20 protein-coding genes and 1 tRNA gene are annotated in these 18,601 nt (G+C 64.5%); 10 read left to right on the top strand and 11 right to left on the bottom strand.

From position 1 onward, the window contains the following. From AQZ52_RS05560 to AQZ52_RS05540, 5 genes are all read left to right on the top strand, one after another. The gene (locus AQZ52_RS05560; RefSeq protein ID WP_067907119.1) at nucleotides 1-564 is read left to right on the top strand and encodes a chemotaxis protein CheD; all 564 of its coding nucleotides are present in this window, start codon (nucleotides 1-3) and stop codon (nucleotides 562-564) included. 35 nt (nucleotides 565-599) lie between these two features. Continuing rightward, complete coding sequence (locus tag AQZ52_RS05555) at nucleotides 600-971, top strand: response regulator (RefSeq protein ID WP_082697696.1); 372 nt, start codon at nucleotides 600-602, stop codon at nucleotides 969-971. 37 nt (nucleotides 972-1,008) lie between these two features. Further along, on the top strand, nucleotides 1,009-1,452 hold the full coding sequence (locus AQZ52_RS05550) for a chemotaxis protein CheW (protein WP_067907117.1): 444 nt from the start codon (nucleotides 1,009-1,011) through the stop codon (nucleotides 1,450-1,452). A gap of 65 nt (nucleotides 1,453-1,517) precedes the next feature. Beyond that, complete coding sequence (locus tag AQZ52_RS05545; RefSeq protein WP_067907115.1) at nucleotides 1,518-1,778, top strand: hypothetical protein; 261 nt, start codon at nucleotides 1,518-1,520, stop codon at nucleotides 1,776-1,778. A 74-nt stretch (nucleotides 1,779-1,852) separates the two neighbouring features. Then, complete coding sequence (locus AQZ52_RS05540; RefSeq protein ID WP_240481458.1) at nucleotides 1,853-2,677, top strand: ParA family protein; 825 nt, start codon at nucleotides 1,853-1,855, stop codon at nucleotides 2,675-2,677. A gap of 4 nt (nucleotides 2,678-2,681) precedes the next feature. Here the strand turns inward: AQZ52_RS05540 and AQZ52_RS05535 are convergent, their stop codons facing one another. Then, nucleotides 2,682-4,553 carry an ABC-F family ATP-binding cassette domain-containing protein gene (locus AQZ52_RS05535; protein WP_067907113.1) on the bottom strand — a complete coding sequence of 624 codons (1,872 nt, stop codon included), beginning with the start codon at nucleotides 4,551-4,553 and terminating at the stop codon, nucleotides 2,682-2,684. 122 nt (nucleotides 4,554-4,675) lie between these two features. Between AQZ52_RS05535 and AQZ52_RS05530 the strand changes: the two genes are divergently transcribed. Then, nucleotides 4,676-5,347 carry a glutathione S-transferase family protein gene (locus tag AQZ52_RS05530; RefSeq protein WP_067907111.1) on the top strand — a complete coding sequence of 224 codons (672 nt, stop codon included), beginning with the start codon at nucleotides 4,676-4,678 and terminating at the stop codon, nucleotides 5,345-5,347. A gap of 73 nt (nucleotides 5,348-5,420) precedes the next feature. Here AQZ52_RS05530 and AQZ52_RS05525 read toward each other — a convergent pair whose 3' ends face one another. From AQZ52_RS05525 to AQZ52_RS05515, 3 genes are all read right to left on the bottom strand, one after another. Next, nucleotides 5,421-6,401, bottom strand: a complete 981-nt coding sequence (locus AQZ52_RS05525) for a hypothetical protein (protein WP_067907109.1) — start codon at nucleotides 6,399-6,401, stop codon at nucleotides 5,421-5,423. 114 nt (nucleotides 6,402-6,515) lie between these two features. Continuing rightward, nucleotides 6,516-8,270, bottom strand: a complete 1,755-nt coding sequence (locus AQZ52_RS05520) for an aspartyl protease family protein (protein ID WP_067907107.1) — start codon at nucleotides 8,268-8,270, stop codon at nucleotides 6,516-6,518. A gap of 492 nt (nucleotides 8,271-8,762) precedes the next feature. Then, nucleotides 8,763-9,728, bottom strand: coding sequence for a complex I NDUFA9 subunit family protein (locus AQZ52_RS05515; protein WP_067907105.1), 966 nt, complete (start codon nucleotides 9,726-9,728; stop codon nucleotides 8,763-8,765). 187 nt (nucleotides 9,729-9,915) lie between these two features. Between AQZ52_RS05515 and AQZ52_RS05510 the strand changes: the two genes are divergently transcribed. Then, nucleotides 9,916-10,002: transfer RNA gene (locus AQZ52_RS05510), tRNA-Leu, on the top strand. A gap of 150 nt (nucleotides 10,003-10,152) precedes the next feature. Here the strand turns inward: AQZ52_RS05510 and AQZ52_RS18735 are convergent. Further along, nucleotides 10,153-10,455 carry a DUF6118 family protein gene (locus AQZ52_RS18735; protein ID WP_169793716.1) on the bottom strand — a complete coding sequence of 101 codons (303 nt, stop codon included), beginning with the start codon at nucleotides 10,453-10,455 and terminating at the stop codon, nucleotides 10,153-10,155. A gap of 298 nt (nucleotides 10,456-10,753) precedes the next feature. Between AQZ52_RS18735 and AQZ52_RS05505 the strand changes: the two genes are divergently transcribed. The 3 genes from AQZ52_RS05505 (at nucleotide 10,754) to AQZ52_RS05495 (ending at nucleotide 13,803) form a co-directional block, all read left to right on the top strand. Then, complete coding sequence (locus tag AQZ52_RS05505; protein WP_240481457.1) at nucleotides 10,754-11,233, top strand: LexA family protein; 480 nt, start codon at nucleotides 10,754-10,756, stop codon at nucleotides 11,231-11,233. After that, complete coding sequence (locus AQZ52_RS05500) at nucleotides 11,233-12,504, top strand: Y-family DNA polymerase (RefSeq protein WP_067907103.1); 1,272 nt, start codon at nucleotides 11,233-11,235, stop codon at nucleotides 12,502-12,504. Before AQZ52_RS05505 ends, AQZ52_RS05500 begins: the two co-directional genes overlap by 1 nt. A gap of 222 nt (nucleotides 12,505-12,726) precedes the next feature. Next, nucleotides 12,727-13,803 (top strand): LysR family transcriptional regulator, encoded by a 1,077-nt coding sequence (locus AQZ52_RS05495; RefSeq protein WP_082697572.1) that lies wholly within the window; start codon nucleotides 12,727-12,729, stop codon nucleotides 13,801-13,803. Here AQZ52_RS05495 and AQZ52_RS05490 read toward each other — a convergent pair. The 6 genes from AQZ52_RS05490 to trbK-alt all read right to left on the bottom strand — a co-directional run bounded on the left by AQZ52_RS05490 (nucleotide 13,742) and on the right by trbK-alt (nucleotide 18,595). After that, the gene (locus tag AQZ52_RS05490) at nucleotides 13,742-13,975 is read right to left on the bottom strand and encodes a DUF2274 domain-containing protein (RefSeq protein WP_067907101.1); all 234 of its coding nucleotides are present in this window, start codon (nucleotides 13,973-13,975) and stop codon (nucleotides 13,742-13,744) included. The two genes, AQZ52_RS05495 and AQZ52_RS05490, sit on opposite strands and share 62 nt — an antisense overlap. Nucleotide 13,976: 1 nt before the next feature. Further along, nucleotides 13,977-15,119, bottom strand: a complete 1,143-nt coding sequence (locus AQZ52_RS05485; protein ID WP_082697571.1) for a TraB/TrbI/VirB10 family type IV secretion system protein — start codon at nucleotides 15,117-15,119, stop codon at nucleotides 13,977-13,979. Between the two features lie 110 nt (nucleotides 15,120-15,229). Further along, a complete protein-coding gene (trbG, locus tag AQZ52_RS05480; protein ID WP_067907099.1) occupies nucleotides 15,230-16,255 on the bottom strand; it encodes a P-type conjugative transfer protein TrbG in 1,026 nt (341 codons plus the stop codon). Then, nucleotides 16,252-16,935: a conjugal transfer protein TrbF gene (gene trbF, locus AQZ52_RS05475; protein WP_067907097.1), complete on the bottom strand. Its 684-nt coding sequence runs from the start codon at nucleotides 16,933-16,935 to the stop codon at nucleotides 16,252-16,254. The genes trbG and trbF overlap by 4 nt, the downstream gene beginning before the upstream one ends. Nucleotides 16,936-16,939: 4 nt before the next feature. Then, nucleotides 16,940-18,268: a P-type conjugative transfer protein TrbL gene (gene trbL, locus AQZ52_RS05470; protein WP_067907095.1), complete on the bottom strand. Its 1,329-nt coding sequence runs from the start codon at nucleotides 18,266-18,268 to the stop codon at nucleotides 16,940-16,942. A gap of 3 nt (nucleotides 18,269-18,271) precedes the next feature. Next, the gene (gene trbK-alt, locus AQZ52_RS05465) at nucleotides 18,272-18,595 is read right to left on the bottom strand and encodes a putative entry exclusion protein TrbK-alt (RefSeq protein WP_067907093.1); all 324 of its coding nucleotides are present in this window, start codon (nucleotides 18,593-18,595) and stop codon (nucleotides 18,272-18,274) included. Nucleotides 18,596-18,601: the final 6 nt, after the last annotated feature.

Raw genomic sequence — 18,601 nt, 5'->3', positions numbered from 1 at the left:
ATGTTCGAACGCCGCATTCCCGGAAGCCTCGAGCGCCCCATTGAACGCGTCACCGTGATGCAGGGGCAGGCGCTCGTCAGCAGCGAGGCCCACATCGAATTCTCGACCGTGCTCGGCAGCTGCGTCGCCTCGTGCCTCTATGATCCCGAGGCGCGGGTAGGGGGCATGAACCACTTCCTGCTGGCCGAGCCGCCCTCCGGCCTTTCGGCGACGACGGCCGTGGACGAGCACTACGGCGTCTATCTGATGGAGCTTCTCGTCAACCAGATGCTCGGCATGGGTGCGCGCAAGGCGCGCCTGCGCGCGCATCTCTATGGCGGGGCCAACGTCAACCGCAACATGATGCGCATCGGCACCGCCAATGCCGAATTTGCGCAAGGGTTCCTCCAGCGCGAAGGCATCGTCGTGATGCGCGAGGATCTGGGCGGCACCAACGCGCGCCGCGTCGATTTCCGCCCGGCCTCGGGCCAGATCCGCTGCCGCACGGTCGAGGATCGCCTCGCTCCGCCGGTCAATCCCACCACTCGTCCGGAACGCGCGTCCGGCGATGTCGAACTGTTCTGATCTCCCCACCCTTGGATGCAACAAGCGAGCACAGCATGACCCAAGCCACCCGAATCCTGACCGTAGACGACAGCCCGAGCATGCGGGCCCTGCTCAACCACGCCCTCTCGACGCAAGGTTTCGAGGTGGCGCAGGCCGAAGATGGCCTCGCCGCGCTCGATTGGCTGGCGCTCAACGAGGTCGATGTCGTCATCACCGATATCAACATGCCGCGGCTCGACGGGTTCGGCCTGATCGAGCGCCTGCGCGAGGGCACCCGCCACCGCGACCGGCCGATCCTCGTGCTCACCACCGAAAGCTCGGACGAGAAGAAGGCCCGCGCCCGCGAGGCAGGCGCCACCGGCTGGATCGTCAAGCCTTTCGATGCCGCCAAGCTCGTCGCCGCCGTGCGCCGCGTCGCGCACTGAAGCGCCCTCAACTCCTCTCCCTCAAAGGAACCCCACGATGATCCGCGAACTGATCACTTTCGAGGTCGAAGGCCAGGTTTTCGGCCTCGACATCATGTCGATCCGCGAAATCCGCGCCTGGACGCCGACCACGCGCCTGCCGCGCGTGCCGCACTATGTCGCGGGTGTCGTCAATCTGCGCGGCACTGTGCTGCCGGTGGTCGATCTCGCCGCCCGGCTCGGTTGGAGCGCGACTGAACCGACCCCGCGTCACGCCATCATCGTCACCCAGCTCGGCGCGCAGGTCGGCGGCTGGATCGTCGACTCGGTGAGCGATATCGTCACCGTGCCCGATCAGACCCTGCAGGCACCGCCCCCGGGCGTGGGCAATGACAGCGTGGTCCCCTTCCTCGAAGGGCTCGCCGCAATCGAGGACAAGATGGTCATGGTGCTGAACCTGGTCGCGCTCAGCGACGGTGCCCAGCTGGCCGCCGCCGCCTGATTCCGGCACCCGATCCTGCTGCCCGATCCTGACACCTGATCTGCCCGTTCAAGGAAACCCAGCCGATGGCCCCCGCCAACACCGCCTCGCACCGCCAGATCGCGCTGGTGCTCGAGGAACTGTCGCAGGAAGTCGAGGCTCTCGGCGCATCGCTCTGCGGCGATATGGACGTGGCCATGCGGCACATGGACAGCCTCCAGGCAATCGACCTGATCGCCCAGAAGCAGCGCAGCCTCGCCAAACTGCTGCACGCCGATTGCCTTGAAACCGAAGTGGAACGCATCGGGCTCGATATCCTGCGGGAAAGGATGCGCCTGATGCGGTGATGGGCCGTGCCCTCGCCGCCTCCCAACACGCTCGACCTGCACCCTGTCCCGTAAAGGGATTCGGGTAAAACCCGATGATTGCCAAGCGCCCGGCAATATCCGAAATGGAGCGGTTCGGGGCAGAAGCGCAGAGCGGGGCGGCGACCAGAATGGCGGTCATCGGAATATACAGCGTCAAGGGCGGCGTGGGGAAAACAACCCTCGCGGTCGATATGGCGTGGCGCTCGGCTGCCGTGTCGGGCCAGCGCACCTTGCTGTGGGACCTCGATCCTCAAGGCGGCGCGGGCTGGCTGCTCGGCCTTCCCGACCGCGTCGGCAACCGGGCCGCCTCCGCATTCCTGCGGGATGGCAGGCCGACCGACCTCATCGTGCCGACCCGCTATCCCGGCCTTGACGTGCTGCAGGCCGACGAGAGCATGCGCGGTCTCTCGCTCACCCTCGCCCGCATCGGCAAGCGCAAGCGCCTGGCCCGCGCCGCCTCCTTTCTCTCCTCAGAGTACCCCCGGATCGTGATCGATTGCCCGCCGGTGCTGAACGAGATCAGCGATCAGGTCTTCGCCGCTGTCGACCTGCTCATCGTGCCCTTGCCACCCTCGCCGCTGTCGGCCCGCGCGCTGCCGATGATCCGCGAGGAAATTCTGGAGCGCCAGCCGCGCCACCCGCCGATCCTGCCGGTGCTTTCGATGTACGACGCCCGCCGCAAGCTCCACCGCGAAGTGCTGTCGGGCTTTGCCGCCGGCTGGCCGGTGATCCCCATGGCGAGCACCATCGAACAGACCGCCGCCCGCCGCGCCCCGCTGGCCACCTTCGCCGCCTGGTCCGAAGTCAACACCCGCCTCCAGCGCCTGTGGGACGGGATCGAGGCCAAGCTCGCGATGCGCGCCGCGCTCGAGGGCTGAACCCTCAGTTCAGGAACACATCGAGCGCTTCGCCCGCCTCGATCCAGCGCGCCTCCGCCGCTGCCAGCTGCTCTGCCACCTCGCGCCGCTGGCGGCCCAGTTCGGCCATGCTCAGCCCGGCAAGGTCCGCCGCAGGCTTGCCTGATCCTGCCAGCGCCGCGTCGATCGCCGCCAGCCGCGCCTCGGCCTTGCCGACTGCGCTCTCGGCCTCGCTCACCGCCTTCTGCAGCGCCTTCATCTCCTCGCGGTTCTTCGCCCCTCCCTTGGGTTTCGCGCCGCTGGCACCGTTCTTGCCCGCATCGCCCTTCGGCTGGTTCCGCCCCAGCACGAAGTCGATGTAGTCCTCGATGCTTCCCGGATAGTCCTTGGCCGTACCGCCATCGACCAGCACCAGCCGGTCCGCGGTCAGTTCCACCATGTGCCGGTCGTGGCTGATCAGGATCACCGCGCCCGCATAGTCGTTCAGCGCCTGCACCAGCGCCTCGCGCGCATCGACATCAAGATGGTTCGTCGGCTCGTCGAGGATCAGCATATGCGGTGCATCGCGCGTCACCAGCGCCAGCGCCAGCCGTGCGCGCTCGCCGCCCGAAAGCGTCGCCGTCTGCGATTCCGCGCGCGGCCCCGAAAAGCCGAACCGCCCCAGTTGGGCGCGCACCGCCGCCGGGGTCTTGCCCGGCATCGCCCGCGTCATCAGCTCCAGCGGCGTCGAATCCGCTGGCAGTTCCTCCACCTGATACTGCGTGAAATAGCCGATCTTCAGCTTGCCCGAGGCGGTCATCCCGCCCTCGCTCGCCGCCAGTTGCCCCGCCAGCAGCCGCGCCAGCGTGGTCTTGCCGTTGCCGTTGCGCCCCAGCATCGCGATCCGGTCGTCGGGATCGATGCGCAAGTTCAGCCGCCGCAGGATCGGCTTCTCCGCACTGTAGCCCGTCGCCGCCAGATCGAGCGTGATCAGCGGCGGGCGCAGCTCTTCCGGATCGGGAAAGCCGAAGCTCAGCGTCGGGTCTTCCATCATCGCCGTCACAGGCTGCATCTTCGCCAGCATCTTGGCGCGCGACTGGGCCTGCTTGGCGGTCGAGGCCCGCGCCGAATTGCGCGCCACATAGTCCGCCAGCTTCTTCCGCTGCGCATCCTGCGCGGCCCTCGCCGCGGCGATCTGCGCCGCCCGCTCGGCCCGCTGCCGCTCGAACGCGTCATAGCCGCCGGCATAGAGCGCGATCTTGCCGCCCTGCAGATGGAGGATGGTGTCGACCACATTGTTGAGCAGATCGCGCTCGTGGCTGATCACCACGATCGTGCCGGGATAGCTCTGCAAGAAGCTCTCCAGCCACAGCGTCGCTTCCAGATCGAGGTGGTTCGAAGGCTCGTCGAGCAGCAGCAGGTCGGGCGCGGAAAACAGCAGCGAGGCGAGCGCCACGCGCATCTTCCACCCGCCCGAGAAGCTGTCGAGCGGCATCGCCTGCATCGCCTCGTCGAAGCCGAGGCCGATCAGGATCCGCGCCGCCCGCGCGTCGGCCGTATAGGCGTCGATCGCGATCAGCCGGTCATAGAGCGCCCCCAGCCGGTCCGGGTCCTCGCAGGTCTCCGCCTCCGCCATCAGCGCCGCGCGCTCGGTGTCGGCGGCCAGCACCGTCTCGAACGGGGTCGCCGAACCGGCCGGCGCGGACTGCGCGATATAGCCCAGCCTCATGCGCTTGGGCATGTCGATACTGCCCTCGTCGGGCTCCAGTTCGCCGATGATCGCCTTCATCAGCGTCGATTTGCCCGCGCCATTGCGGCCGATCAGCCCCACCTTGGAGCCCGGCTGGATGGTCGCGGAGGCGCGGTCGAGAATGGTGCGCCCGCCCAGCCGCACGGTGAGGCCCTGAATTGTCAGCATGGCGCGCCCCTAGCAGGCGCGGCCCGAATGCGAAAGCCAGCGAACAATCCTCCACATTTTCCGTCCCCGCGCGCCCGCCCGTACTGGACTTCGCCTCGCCCCGGCGTACATGGAAACGGACCATGTGGCAGATCTATCAATTCCCCCTGTGCCCGTTCAGCCGCAAGGTGCGCCTGCTCCTCGCTGAAAAGGGCGTGCCCTACGAACTTGTCCGCGAAAACCCGTGGGAGCACCGCGAAGCCTTCCAGATGCTCAACCACGCCGGGCGCACCCCCGTGCTGCACAATCCCGAAAAGCAGATCACCCTCGCCGATAGCCGGGCTATCTGCGAATATATCGAGGAAACGGTCGACAAGTCCCCGATGATCAACGGCACCGCCACCGGCCGCGCCGAAATCCGCCGCCTTGTCGCCATGTTCGATGAAAACTTCTTCGCCGCCGTCACCCAGCCCCTGCTGGAGGAACGCATGAAGAAGCGCCTCGTCTACCGCCAGTCTCCCGATAGCCGCGCGCTGCGCGATGCGATGAAGCTCGCCAACGAGCACCTCTACTATATCGACTACCTGATCGATAACCGCCCCTGGCTGGCCGGCTCCACGATGAGCCTCGCCGATCTTGCCGCCGCGGCGCAGATCTCGGTGGCCGATTACCTCGGCGGGATCGACTGGTCGCTCCACGAGCAGGCCGCCAGCTGGTACTCCGTCTTCAAGAGCCGCCCCAGCTTCCGCCCCCTGCTCACCGAACGCATGGACGTGATCCAGCCCCCGTCCCACTACGCCGACGTGAACGCCTGATCCGCTTCCGGTCCACAAGCTGCGGCCCCGTTTTCACAAAGTGCAAAAGGGGCGGCAGCCGTGAGCCCCTGCCCTAGCCGGGCATGAAGCCTCCGCTTTCACAATAGGCCAGATGGTCCTTCCACACGATCTGGTCGACAGGGGTTGCGAAGCTCGGCGCAGAGCCGTCCGCGGGGCTGGGCGGGTCAACATGCAGGAACGCGCCGCTGTCCCTGGTCAGTTTCACTGTCCGGTTCGAGTTGTAGTTGTAGATAAAATGGTCGGAAGTCCCGCCCGTTGGTGAGCCGGATGGCACCTCCTGATAGGCCGCGACACAATTGTAGCCGTGATACTCGTCCCAGCGCATATTGCCGTTGCGATCCGGCTCTTCGCGAACCAGCGAGACAAGTTGGGCCGTATTGCGCCAACAAGCTGTCGGTGCAGGGCAGCCCATCAGCCTCGCAACACGTGCAAGGTCGCCGAGCGAGTTCACCTGCTCGAAAGTGATCACCAACTGGCCACCGGAATAGCTCGCAGTCACGCCCAGCCCGAACCCATTCAAGCCAAGAGGAAGGTACTTTGGTTCCTTGTCCTCACCCTCAACCTTCTCGGGCTCCACGGGGGCAATGGAACCCTTGGCGGTCCCAGAGCAAATCAGGGCAGGACGGTCGAGGGTCACGGTCACGCCACTCTTCGAGCCCTCCGGCTTCGCTGTGAGTTTGACACGGAAGCAGGGTACGCCGCTGGTCCCATATTCTGCACCGATGAACGGCAGCTTCCATGATCCCTGGGGCGCAAATTCAGCATTCACCTGCCAGAGCAACAAAAACTCCGTCTCGGTTAAATAGTTGATCCCTTTCCCTTCACTTTCAATTTTCCATTCGAGCAAATCCGTCACGCCGTTGTTTTTGGCCACGTACCGCCAGAATAATGTATCGGGGGCATTGTTCGTGTAATCGTCAAACACCGATCCATCGCTGACGGCCTCTTTGGCCGCTTGGTTCCAGGCCAAGGCCGACAGCGTCCCCTTGGTTTTGGACCACGTCGCATAGTTATCCAATCCCACCAGCGCCACGGGATGTGACGTCCTGTTATCAATGCTTATTGGTACCGGCATTCCCCGCTCCCCCACTCGGTGCCTGTTTCATCAGGCTGCTCCGGTGCAGGCGGACCTGCCCCGGCTGACAGATCACGGCGCAAAGCCATATGGTGCAAAATCGTCCGCGATATCGGCCTTCACGGCCTTGGCCGTCGCAAAGTCTGCCGCAGCCAGCTTCAGCTTCTCCGCGTCGCCCCCGGCGTTCGCCCGCCGCACCCAGCCGCGCATGTAGAGCGATGCGGCCTGCTGCGGCGCCTTGGCCAGCACCGTGTCGTAATCGGCCAGCGCCCCCGCCACGTCCCCCATCCGCACCTTCACCATGGCGCGGCTGTCGACCAGCGCGGGCAGCGGCCCGAGGCGCTTGATCGCCCCGGTGCAGTCGGCCATCGCCTTGGGCAGCTCGATATTGGCCAGCGCGCGCGAATAGCAGCGCGTGTTGAGCAGGTTGCCGAGTTCGTTGTCGGCCCGGTGCAGCGCGATGATCGGGTCGATCAGCGCCAGCACCCGGTCCGCACGGTGCAGCCGGTCGAACAAGGCGACCACGGCAAGCCGTTCGAGCGAACCTTCGTGATAGCCCGCCAGCGCCGCTTCGGCATCGGCAAGCGCGCCCTTTTCGTCGCCGTCCCTCAGGCGCATGAACCCGCGCTGGATCACCAGATCCGGATCGTTCGGGGTGAGCGCCATCGCCTTGTCGAAATCGGCCCGCGCGCCGGGGCCATCCCCGGCGCGGCCCCGTGCGCTGGCACGGCCGCGCCAGTACTCCGCCTTTGCCGGCTCCAGCTTGATCGCCTCGTCAAAGTCGGCAACCGCGGCCTGCCAATCCCCCCGGGCGGCGCGGGCGCTGCCGCGCTGGGCAAAGCCTGCCGCATCCTTTGGCGTGTCGCCCGTGCCGGCCGCCACATTCCCCTCGCTCCGGGTCGGGCGCGCGCCGATCTCGCCATCCGTCGTCAGCGAGAAAATCGCCCCGCCGTTATAGGTCAGGAACAGGTGCCCGCTCGACGGAGAGACGAACAGCCGGTGCGAAAGGAAGAAGTCCATCCCCACCAGCACGTCGTGGTCGAGGTCGTCGCCCTTGTCTTCGATGACACGGATCGGGGTGTTGCGGATTTCCTCGCCGCCGATCTCGAAGCTGTTCAGCGTCACGATCCATGATCGGCGGAAAGACCGGCCGATGCCCGACATCCGGCTGGATTCGACCACACCGGGTGCGGAAAGATCGATCCCGAACCGTTCGGCGGCGGAACGGGTCAGCGTCGTCGCCGGCGCGCCGGTGTCGAACATCATCCGCGCCTGCTTTCCGTTGATCATGCCCTTGGCGTAGATGTGCTTGGCCAGCTCGTTTTCGGGCCTGATCAGGTCGGCCATGGCCACGGTCTTGCCGGCGGCCCAATAGGCCAGGTTCACCTCGCGGCAGTCCTTCACCTGCACCAGATTCACGTGGCCGTTCCCGAGGTCGTACTCGGTATCGAATGCGGCAAGGATGTTCTGCCCGATCACCGCCGCGCCCAGATCGCTGCCGCCGACAAGGAACTGCAGGTTCTTCAGTTCCTGACCGATGATCTTGAACGAGCGGATCGTGGCAAGTTCGGCCGTCGCATCGCCGCCGATGCCGCTGATGAAGAAGCCCTGCGGCAGGCTGGTCGTCTTGAGGCCGAGCGCGGCGGCCTGCGCTTTGGACATGACGCTGAAGAACGCGCCGCTGTCGAGCCAGAACGTCGCCGTCTTGCCATTGACCTCGACCGGAACCGTCGCGCGCAGTCCCTCCAGCGTGACCGGCAGCCGCGCAACCATACCGATCGTGCACTTGGCCGATGCCGGCGAAGCGCCTGCGCACAGGACTGCCATCACCAATCCAGCCAGCACCCCGATCCGCTGCACCCTCATCCCCCGCAAAACGCCTTGTCAGATCCGAGGCTTCCGATTTGTGAGGCTGCCACATCTGCGGGCTGACGCTAAGGGGAATCCAGTCCGTCGTGGTGGCTTCGCCCGGCTGTGCACTCCAGCCGGGCTTTCTGCCGGGGCCCTGTAGCTGGGGCCCTGCAGCTGGGCCGTGCTGCCTGGGCCGTGCTGACGGGGCCATGCTGACGGGACCGTCGGCTTTCCTACATCGCACAGATCTGCGAGGTTTGGCGGTTCGATCCCGCCGCCGAGACGATGCCGCCATGCCCGCAGCCGCCAGCCCGCCTGTTTGCCGCCCATTGATCGCTCAGGTCGATCAATGGGCGAACACTCATCGAAAGGACTTATTCCTCAGGACAGTGTCAACTGTGTCAACCGTAAGGAATTCCGACAGGGTCGGTGAACCTCGGTTAGGCAGCCCCGGTTTTGCAGCCCCGGTTACGCAGCTTTGGTCCGGCTGCCGAATCGGCCTGCTTTCCGGAAGCGCACCATCCAGCGGTCGAGGAACAGACCAAGCGGCCGTGCCTGCACGCCAAGCTCCGCAAGGCCCGGGAGCGCGCCGCTCGCCACGTTGCCCTTGCGCAGCAGCGTCCACTGGTCGCGGCTCATCGGTGCACCGGGCAGCCAGCCGGTGAGGGTAGCGAAGGCTGCCGAAACGCCGTCCGGCAGCGCGAGGAACAACGGCGTGCGTGCCGAAGCCTTGGCAATGCGGCGGTTGAGATCGCCGATGGTGATGACTTCCGGCCCGCCCAGTTCAAACGTCTGGCCGGCGAACGATGCGGGCGCGGCGATCGCATTGGCAATCGCATCGGCCACATCGTCGACGAACACCGGCTGGAACCGCGAATCGGCGGCGAAGACCGGCATCACCGGCGCGCTGGCGATCAGCCCTGCGAAGAGATTGATGAACGCGTCGTCCTCCCCGAACACGACCGAAGGGCGCAGCACGACCGCTTCGGGAAACGCGGCGAGCACTGCCGTCTCGCCCGCCGCCTTGGTGCTGGCGTAGGCCACCGATGATCCCGCATCCGCCCCGATCGCCGAAACATGGACAAACGCCTTCGCACCCTTCGCCCGGGCGATGGCCGCCAGTTGTCCGGCACCCGATCCCTGCACCGCATCGAGCTTGCCCTTGAACGCGCCGACGAGGTTCACCACCGCGTCGCAGCCCGTGAGCGCGACTTCGAGCGTGTGCGGCTTGGTCACGTCGACCGCGACGAGCTGCACCTTGCCGAGCCCGCCGAGCGTCTTGATCCGGAAGGCCCGCTCCGGATGGCGGCTGCACACCCTGAGCCGCGCGCCGCGCGCCAGCAAAGCCTGGGCAACATGCGTGCCGATGAAGCCGCTGCCGCCCACCAGTGCGATAAGCTGCCCCTCGAGATCGTGCACCATGTCCTTGCTCATGCCGGTCAGTCCCGTCGTATCGTTTGCGTTGTGCTTCCTAGGCGCGCCCTTGCCACACCCGCGCCCTCCTCTTCAATGGGTTACGCCACCTCTCCGGCGCAAATGCAAACCCCGGTTGACTCGCACCGGACCATCCCCTATCGGCGCCTTCCTACCCGGCGGCGGGCCACTCGCTCTCCGCTCCCGTGCCCAGATGGCGGAATTGGTAGACGCACCGTCTTCAGGTGGCGGCGCTGGAAACGGCGTGGAGGTTCGAGTCCTCTTCTGGGCACCAGTCAACCACTTTATCGTGTTGTTTTTACACGATAAAGTGGAGTTCCTGAAAATCTGATCCCACTTTAGTTCCCACATTTCGCATGGGCCGGATTGATCCTTTCGGGGTAAAGGCGGGACTATAATGCATGGTCTCTGATGGGCGAGTATATCATCGCTCGGCCTTGTTTTCCGCCCGAATCCGCACCGTGCAGCGGACAGGCTGTCGCGTTGTTGTGGCGGACTTCCTGCAATCCTCAATGGCATCTCGGTTGTCGCGCTGGATGTCAGCGGCATGAAGTTGCGCGTTCCATGCTTGTGGATCACCAGCCTGCATCATCCACGCTCCCGCGTCCCACAGTGAAGGTGCGCCCACCATTCTTGCGGCAATGCGCTCCGGCCAGTGCCAGTTTTCCGGCATTGCGCGGGCGATGGTGCCGGGAAGAAATGACCAGAGGAATATCCCGGCGAGCACACAGCCACCTGCCACCTGGAAGAGTTACTGGCGTTGCTCGCCTGCTGTTTGCGCTTGCCTGATTCTGTCGTGGTCTGATCGCCGCGCCGATTCCGCCACGGCTTCGATGCGCGCGCCAAGCCAAGGCTATCTGGCGTCAACTGCATAGCCGGGTGATCGGCGATGGCTTTGATGCCGCGTGAGAGGGCCAGGCTCGGCGAAAAGGTCAAAGCGATTGAGGCTTTTCAATCCGGCGCGGCGACGCCTGGCGATAAGGCTGCTTACCCAAGCAGCGCAATAATTTGAGGGCAAGCCCTGGTTGACGAATCACGACAATTCGTTCTTTGTATGTTCCATTATGCAAAACCCATCAGACCAAGTCCTGCGCTTCACCGATGCCCCCTCGAAGCTGTTGCTGAATGCCTTCTTGTCCAGTGTCCCTGCCGGATTTCCATCGCCAGCTGATGATCACATCGAAGGCAGGCTCGACCTGAATGAGCATCTGATCCGGCGACCCTCGGCAACCTTCTTTGTTCGCGCGTCGGGCGAATCCATGCGCGATGCTGGTATCTTTGATGGTGACCTGCTGATCATCGACCGGGGGATAAGTGCGAAGTCCGACGACATTGTGATCGCCTCGATCCATGGCGAATTGACCGTCAAACGGCTTCGGCAATCGGCGGATGCGTGGCTGCTGGTCCCGGAGAACACGAACTTCCCGGCCATACCCCTTGATGAGTCAGGCTGCGAAATCTGGGGGGTCGTCACGCATAGCATCCGGCGGCATTGTGGGCGCTGATGGCCACCTTCGCCCTTGTGGACTGCAACAACTTCTACGCCTCGTGCGAGAGGCTGTTTCGCCCGAACCTCAAAAATCAGCCGGTCGTGGTCCTCTCCAACAATGATGGCTGCGTGATCGCCCGATCACAGGAAGCCAAGGCCGTCGGCATCGCCATGGGAGCCCCGCTGTTCAAAATTCGCACCCTCGTGGAAGAGCATGGCGTTGCCGTCTGCTCCTCCAATTACGCCCTCTATGGCGACATCTCCGAACGCGTCATGACGATGCTGGGATCAAATGCCCCGAGCCACGAGGTCTACAGCATCGATGAGTGTTTCCTCGATCTCGACAATCTCGGCGTGCCGGATCTGACGGCGTGGTGCAGCAGCTTGCGCCAGAGAACCTATCAATGGACTGGCATCCCGGTGTCGATCGGCATCGGCGGCACAAAGACCCTGGCAAAACTGGCTAACCGCTTGGCCAAGAAATCGGCTAAAGCTGGCGGAGTCATCGATCTGGCCCATCACCCGGAATGGATCGACACTGCGCTCCGAAAGACGCCCATTGGGGATGTTTGGGGTGTTGGGCGCCGCTGGTCACAAATGCTGGAAGAGCGCGGCATGGTGACCGCGCATGATTTCGCCCATGCCCAAGATGGCTGGATCAGGCAGAAGATGGGCGTGGTGGGGCTGAGAACCGCCCATGAACTGCGCGGCTATATTTGTCATGCCCTGGAAGATCAGCCGCAGCCCAAGCAAACCACATGCTGCTCACGCAGTTTTGGCGCCACCATCACCGACAAATCTCAGGTGCATGACGCGGTGATGCAGTTTGCCGAACGGGCAGCGGAAAAGGTCCGGTCTGCCGATCAGGTCGCCGGGGCCATGCAGATTTTCATCAGAACTGACCCGTTCAATGCCAACGCTCCTCAGAAATCGCTGTCGGGCTCTGCCAATTTCCCACAACCCACATCTGACGCCAGAGCCATCACAGGCACTGCGACGCGTATTTTGGAACGCATATGGCGGGCCGGCTATGCCTGGAAGAAGGCAGGGATTTTGCTGCTGGACCTGTCCGCCAAGGGCTCGGCCCCGCCGTCGCTGTTTGATGCAATCGCCAGCCCCGATGACGGGCTGATGACCGCCATGGACCAGATCAACGCAAAATATGGCCGGGGAAGCGTAAAGCTCGGCTTGGCTGGCAAGGACCGGGATTGGAGCATGAGGCGGGAGAATTTGTCGCCTAGTTTCACCACAAAATGGGCTGATCTTGTCAGCGTCAGGGTAGGATAAGGCGATGGGCACAGCTCTGCTCACAGAGGTTTATGCATATTGTGAGGCTTTCTGCAGGTGAACGCGTGGTTGTGCGAACCAACGATTCAATAGCCTGTACGGCTATCAAGTCGGCGCCGTGCTCAATGCATCCGACATGGATAGCATCCTGCAAGTGATCATGGGATGCAGTAAGGTCAAATTGAAATCCAAAGGCCCTCAACGGCATTTGCCGCGTAACGCATGATACCCCGGTTTTTTACTGACTCGTCATGGCGTTATTCTCAGGATAACCTCCCTTACATCGGAGAAACTTCGGGTCGAACCAAAGGGGGAGACGGGGCGCTGCCAGGATCCCAGATTGAACTGCGCCACATCCGCTATGTGGTAGCGGCTGCGGAATTCGGCAGCTTCCGGCGTGCTGCCGCGGCCTTGCGTATTCAGGAATCAGCGATCAGCCGGCGGATCGGTGATCTTGAGGTGCGGCTTGGCGTGGCGTTGTTCGTGCGCACCAGCGGCGGTGTGCAGATGACATCGGCCGGCCGGCAATTCGTTGAGCGTGGGCGCAAGGCTCTTTCAGAAATCAACATTGCCCGCACCGAAGTTTCCGCGATCAGCCGGGTTGAGGATGGGCAGCTGACGATCGGCATCCTGTCCTCACTGGGTTCGCCGTTCCTTGGCGATCTCATCCAGGCGTACCGCCAGCGCCATGGCGCGGTTCGCATGACCTTTATTGACGGCAACCAGACAGACCATGGCGCCGCGATACGCCTGCGCAAACTTGATGTGGCCTTCGTGACCGGCACCGCGCTCTGGCCAGGCTGCGAAACCGAAGAGCTGTGGTCAGAAGGCGTGTTTGTCGCGCTTCCGGGCGATCATGCCCTGGCAGAGCGGGCGGCGCTCGATTGGAGCGACCTTGTCGCCGAGCGTTTTATCGTCAGCCATTCTGTACCTGGCCCGGAAATTCACGACTACCTCGTGCAGCATTTGTCCGGGCTTGGCCACCATCCCGAGATCCATGAGCATGCCGTTGGCCGGCATAATCTGCTTTCGCTGGTAGCCTTGGGCGAAGGGCTGACGCTTGCCAGCGAAGGGGTCACGACGATTCATGTCCCGGGCGTTGTCTTCCGACCTGTCGTCGATGAGGCCTTGCCCTACAGTATGGTCTGGTCAGCGCAGAACGATAATCCGGCGCTGCGCAGCCTGCTGGTGCTTGCAAGGGAGATGTCCCAGACGGAATATGGGAGCCAAGGCAGCTTTATATTTGGTGCGCCGGATCTGAGCGACGAGCCTTGGCAAAGCCCCGATCCGTCGCGATGAACCGCTCGAGCATCGGCACGATCAGGCGAGCCGGATCGGGAGGTGGCTTACCGGTCTCCTGGCCCAGGATTTTGGCATAGAGCTCCAGATCGCGGTGGAGGTTCGCCGGAAGTTCCAGCGTCACCTTGACGGGCTTGTCGTCGGCGATCGGCGCCAGCTTCAGTTTGGCCATGTCAGCCTCCGTAGGGTTCGATGACGAGATCGTGGGTGACCATCACCCGCACCGGAAATCCCGGCCGGATGGTGAGCGTCGGCGCGATATTGAGTTCGCGGGCAACGATCTGCTGGCCCGCCTGGCTGACGCTGTTCGAGGCCCCGGTGCGGATTGCCTGGGCTAGGTTGTTTTCACTATTGGTACTCCCTGCCTGAGCCCCGACGCTGAGGATGGTCGAAAGGGCCGCAGCCTTGAAGATCGAGCCCCAATGGTAATCGACGCCGTCCTCAAGGCCTGAAAAGCCTTGCGCATCGGCACCGGGCTGGCGCTCGAGCACGATCGAGCGGCCATTGGGGAAGATCAGCCGGGTCCAGGCGAGCAACACGCGGCGCTGCCCGAAACCCACGCCATTGTCGTATTGGCCAATGAGGCGGCTGCCCTGCGGGATAAGCAGAAGGTGCCCGGTCGGGCTGTCGTAGACGTTCTGGGTAACCTGCGCGGTGATTTCACCGGGTAGGTCAGAGCGGATGCCGGTGATCAGCGCCGCCGGGATGACGGCGCCAGCCTGCAGCACATTGGCCGCCTCGGGCGCGGTCACGCGGTCGGGAGCCGTGGTGCGCCGGTCGGATGCCTGTTTGAGGAACGCCAGCTGCCGATCCTGCGCGCTTGGCGTTGCGGCGGGCGGCGCCAGACCAAGGCTTGCGAGATCGGTGGGCGGTGTGGTGGACCCCGGCAACGTCTGAGCGCTACCGCCAGTCTGTCGGGCTTGCCCAGAGGTAAAAAGCTGGGCGCCGCGTGCCGCCGCGATCTCCTGGGCACGCGCTTGCTGCTCTGGGCTCGGACCGGCAGGCGTTGTGCCCATGGCTGGCGCCGTCATGCCTTGTCCGGCGTTCTGGGCGTTGAGGATCGCCCGGCCGATATCGCCGGGCAGCGGCGGGCCAAGTTTGGGCACGCCTGCATAGTCCTTGGGGAGATTGGCGAGGCCGTCGGGTGTGGAGCGGCTGTCGGTTGCGGCGACTTCCTGGACAGGCTGGCCATGGTTTCCGGTCTGGAGCGCGTAAATGAGCGCACCGCCGACACCGAGACTGGCCGCGAGGCCAAGCCCGGCCAGCACCTTGCGCGAGAGGCGGGTCACGCCCGGCAGTTCTGGGCGCAGCCGCATGGCCGTTACGGGGTCGCCGATCAGCGGCCTTTCGTCATCTGCTCCCCTCTGTTCTTGGGGCGCCGGATCTGGCCGCACACCCTTTTCCTTTCCGGGATTGATGGCGTCGCTCACAGTGCTGCCCTCCCGTCAGAGCGGGTGATGCGCACGCGGGTTTGCTTCTTGGCCGAGCCGAAGCGCAGTTCGGCGGCGCCAAACAGCCGGTCGACGATCATGTAGTTGTCGCGCACGCGGTAATTGACCAGTTCCGAGGTCTTGCCTTCGGCGCCTACGATGAAGAGCGGCGGCATCTCGCCTTGGGCGATTCCGCGCGGAAACTCGATGAAAACCTGCCTGCCATCGTCGAAGGCTCGCAAAGGACGCCAGGGTGCGCGGTCGCCCGAGACCTCGTAACGAAAATTGACCCGCGCAAGATCGATACCGTTCGAAATCGGCTGGGCGATGGTGGCTTCCTGATTTGCCCGCCGCAGCGCGATCAACTGGTCTTGTGGGAATTGCCAGGAGACCGAGGCCATATAGGTCGCGGGCGTGGCGCGCAGTTCCATGTGATAGGTGCGCCGGTCGGTGTTGATGACGAGATTGGTCGTCAGCTCGGCGCGGGTCGGCTTTACGAGGATATGGACCTGCTTGGCGCCGCCTGCGCCACTTTCCGTATCGCCGATGATCCAGCGGACGGTATCGCCAGCGGCAACCGGCCCCGCGCCCACCAGCTGTTCGCCTGGCTGAAGCGCGATGTCGGTGATATGCCCAGGCGCGGTATAGACCTGATACAGCGCGCCGTCGGCGAAGGGGAAGACCTGCATCGCGTTGATAAAGCCACTGCGCGCCGGCTGCATCCGGGCGGCGGCATTGGCCTGCTTGATGCGCAGCGTGGGATCGGCGGCCTCAATGTCTCTGTGCTCCCCGCCTATCGGCATCAGCTGACCCGGCAGCGGTAGAGGCTTGGGGATCTCGACGATAGCGACAGGTGCCGCTGGATCGGCGGCCTGCACCGCCGGCACGGCGTTGTCCAAGGCGAGGACAGGCGGGTTTTGCGCGGTGGCGCAGGCGGCGAGCGCCGTGCTGGTGAGAAGGAGCAGCGGCAGGCCGGCGATCCGGCGCCATGGCCGTTCGGAATTGCGGTTGGCGGTGGTCATGATCCAAGCTCCTTCGACCAGTTGATGGCATTGACGTAGATGCCGAGTGGGTTCTTCCTCAGCGCGTCGGCGTCGCGGGGAGACTGAACTGTGATGGTGAGGATCGCCGACCAGTGTTCGGAGCTGGCAAGCGAGCCGTCCAGGTAACGCCGTTCGACCCAGGCGATGCGGAAGCTTGAAGGCGATGCGCGGATGACGGAGGTGACATCGACCGCGATCTGGGTCTTGCCGACGGCGGCGAAGGGATCGTTGGTCCGCGCGTAGTCATTGAGCGCGACGGCACCCGCCTGCGAGGTGAAGTCGTAGGCCCGCAGCCAGTTCTGCCGCACGATGATCGGGTCGGCGGGGATCGCGCGAACCTCCTCAATGAAACGGGCGAGGTAGAAGGCGATTTGCGGATCGCTGGGCTGATAGTCTGGGGTGGCGGGCGCGATTGCCTGCGCCTCGCCCAGCTTGTCGACCTGAACGACCCAAGGGACGATCGAGCCATTAAGCGATTGCCAGACCAGCGCGGCCGAAAGCCCGGCCGAGAGGGCAAGCGAGCCAAAGGCCATCAGCCGCCAGTTTTTTGCCTGCACACGGGCTGAGCCGATGCGTTCATCCCAGATCTGGCCGGCCCGTTGGTAGGGCGTCTCGGGTACTGGGGATTTGCCGTAATGGGCGGAGGATCGCTTGAACATGGGGTCACTCGCTTTCTGAAAGATCGACAGAATGTCCGCCGCCGTGGGCATCACCGCTGCGCACGGCGTGAGCGGTGGTTTGGGCTGCCTGGCTGATTTGCTGGGAGCGGCGGATATTGTTGGGTGAACTGTCGCCGGAGGGCGGCGCGGCATCGGGCGTGGCGGCACCGGCTGCTTCTGACGCTCCGCCACCGGCGCCGGTTACTGCGGAACTCCCGGCCTGATAGCTGTCCTTTAGGCTGTCGGCAGCGCGCCCGGCGGCGCGGCGCAGTGGCGAGACGGCGGCCTTGGCGCCGGTGCCCGCGACATTGCCAAGGCCAGAGGCGACCGCGCGGGCACCGCTCTTGCCTTCAGCGCCGAGGCCATAGGCAGCCGAGGCGCCGCCGGCGAGGCTTGCGCCGCCGCGTGCGGCAGCTCCAGCACCGCTGGCAAGGGCCGCGCCGCCCGAGGCAGCAGCGCCTGCGGCGGCGAAGCCGGCAGCAGCTACACCGCCACCAGCGAGCGCGGTGCCAACGGCGGCCCCTGCGCCGAGCTGCGGTCCGCCAGAGACCAGCCCATTGGCGATACCGGGGCCGAAGATGCCGAGACCGAGCAGCGAGAGGGCAGCCAGGACAATCGCCATGGCATCATCAATGCTGGCGGTGGTTGAACCTGCCGCCGTGAACTGGGTGAAGAGCGTCGAGCCGATGCCGACGATGATCGCGAGCACCAGCACCTTGATACCCGACGCGATGACATTGCCGAGCACACGTTCAGCCATGAAGGCGGATTTGCCGAAGAGGCCGAAGGGGATGAGGACGAAGCCGGCGAGCGTCGTCAGCTTGAACTCGATCAGCGTCACGAAGAGCTGGATGGCGAGGATGAAGAAGGCGAGCAGGACCAGCACCCAGGCGAAGAGCAGCACGGCGATCTGGATGAAGTTTTCGAAGAAGGAAACGTAGCCCATCAGTCCAGAGATCGAGGTCAACAGCGGCCTTCCGGCATCGAGACCGACCTGGGCGATGCGGCCGGGCTGGAGGAATTGGCTGGCGGAAAGGCTCGATCCCGAGGCCTTGAGGCCAAGGCCGGAAAAGGACTGGAAGATGATGTTGGCGAGGTTGTTCCAGTTGTTGATGAGGTAGGCAAAGGCGCCGACGAACAGGGTCTTCTTGACGAGGCGCGCCATGATGTCCTCGTCGGCGCCCCAGGACCAGAACAGGGCGGCCAGCGTCACGTCGATGACGATGAGCGTGGTCGCGATGAAACCGACCTCGCCGCCCAGGAGACCGAAGCCTGAATCGATATAGGTCGTGAAAATGTTCAGGAACTGGTCGATGACGCCGGTGCCGTTCATGGCTCATAGCCCCTTATCGCTGGTGGTGGCGGTCGGATCGCTTGGCGCGGGCGCGGCTATGGGCGCGGCGCTTTTCGGGGTCAGGAAGCGGCGGCGGTTCTCGGCCCAGGCGGCGAGGCAGGCGGTATCGCGTGCACCGGCTTCACCGATCATCTGGCAATGCTGGAGTTCGCGCGCCATGGGATCGGTGTCGGCGGACAATGCGGGCGCGGTCAGCACAGCGTCGGTGGGCGCGCTGTCCTTGGTGTCCAAGCCCAACAGTGCCACGGTGATGGCCAGCGCGACAAAGACAATGGCGCCGATCTGCGCGAGGTGTTTGCCGCCCATCGCCGC

Source organism: Novosphingobium fuchskuhlense, from assembly GCF_001519075.1.
GTDB lineage: Bacteria > Pseudomonadota > Alphaproteobacteria > Sphingomonadales > Sphingomonadaceae > Novosphingobium > Novosphingobium fuchskuhlense.
This window is presented reverse-complemented; position numbering and strand designations above follow the sequence as displayed.

Excerpts from the sequence above, each read along its gene's own strand:
- AQZ52_RS05560 (WP_067907119.1), top strand. The coding sequence starts at position 1 with ATGTTCGAACGCCGCATTCCCGGAAGCCTCGAGCGCCCCATTGAACGC.
- AQZ52_RS05555 (WP_082697696.1), top strand. The coding sequence starts at position 600 with ATGACCCAAGCCACCCGAATCCTGACCGTAGACGACAGCCCGAGCATG.
- AQZ52_RS05550 (WP_067907117.1), top strand. The coding sequence starts at position 1,009 with ATGATCCGCGAACTGATCACTTTCGAGGTCGAAGGCCAGGTTTTCGGC.
- AQZ52_RS05545 (WP_067907115.1), top strand. The coding sequence starts at position 1,518 with ATGGCCCCCGCCAACACCGCCTCGCACCGCCAGATCGCGCTGGTGCTC.
- AQZ52_RS05540 (WP_240481458.1), top strand. The coding sequence starts at position 1,853 with ATGATTGCCAAGCGCCCGGCAATATCCGAAATGGAGCGGTTCGGGGCA.
- AQZ52_RS05535 (WP_067907113.1), bottom strand. The coding sequence starts at position 4,553 with ATGCTGACAATTCAGGGCCTCACCGTGCGGCTGGGCGGGCGCACCATT.
- AQZ52_RS05530 (WP_067907111.1), top strand. The coding sequence starts at position 4,676 with ATGTGGCAGATCTATCAATTCCCCCTGTGCCCGTTCAGCCGCAAGGTG.
- AQZ52_RS05520 (WP_067907107.1), bottom strand. The coding sequence starts at position 8,270 with ATGGCAGTCCTGTGCGCAGGCGCTTCGCCGGCATCGGCCAAGTGCACG.
- AQZ52_RS05515 (WP_067907105.1), bottom strand. The coding sequence starts at position 9,728 with ATGAGCAAGGACATGGTGCACGATCTCGAGGGGCAGCTTATCGCACTG.
- AQZ52_RS05500 (WP_067907103.1), top strand. The coding sequence starts at position 11,233 with ATGGCCACCTTCGCCCTTGTGGACTGCAACAACTTCTACGCCTCGTGC.
- AQZ52_RS05495 (WP_082697572.1), top strand. The coding sequence starts at position 12,727 with ATGATACCCCGGTTTTTTACTGACTCGTCATGGCGTTATTCTCAGGAT.
- AQZ52_RS05490 (WP_067907101.1), bottom strand. The coding sequence starts at position 13,975 with ATGGCCAAACTGAAGCTGGCGCCGATCGCCGACGACAAGCCCGTCAAG.
- AQZ52_RS05485 (WP_082697571.1), bottom strand. The coding sequence starts at position 15,119 with ATGCGGCTGCGCCCAGAACTGCCGGGCGTGACCCGCCTCTCGCGCAAG.
- trbG (WP_067907099.1), bottom strand. The coding sequence starts at position 16,255 with ATGACCACCGCCAACCGCAATTCCGAACGGCCATGGCGCCGGATCGCC.
- trbF (WP_067907097.1), bottom strand. The coding sequence starts at position 16,935 with ATGTTCAAGCGATCCTCCGCCCATTACGGCAAATCCCCAGTACCCGAG.
- trbL (WP_067907095.1), bottom strand. The coding sequence starts at position 18,268 with ATGAACGGCACCGGCGTCATCGACCAGTTCCTGAACATTTTCACGACC.
- trbK-alt (WP_067907093.1), bottom strand. The coding sequence starts at position 18,595 with ATGGGCGGCAAACACCTCGCGCAGATCGGCGCCATTGTCTTTGTCGCG.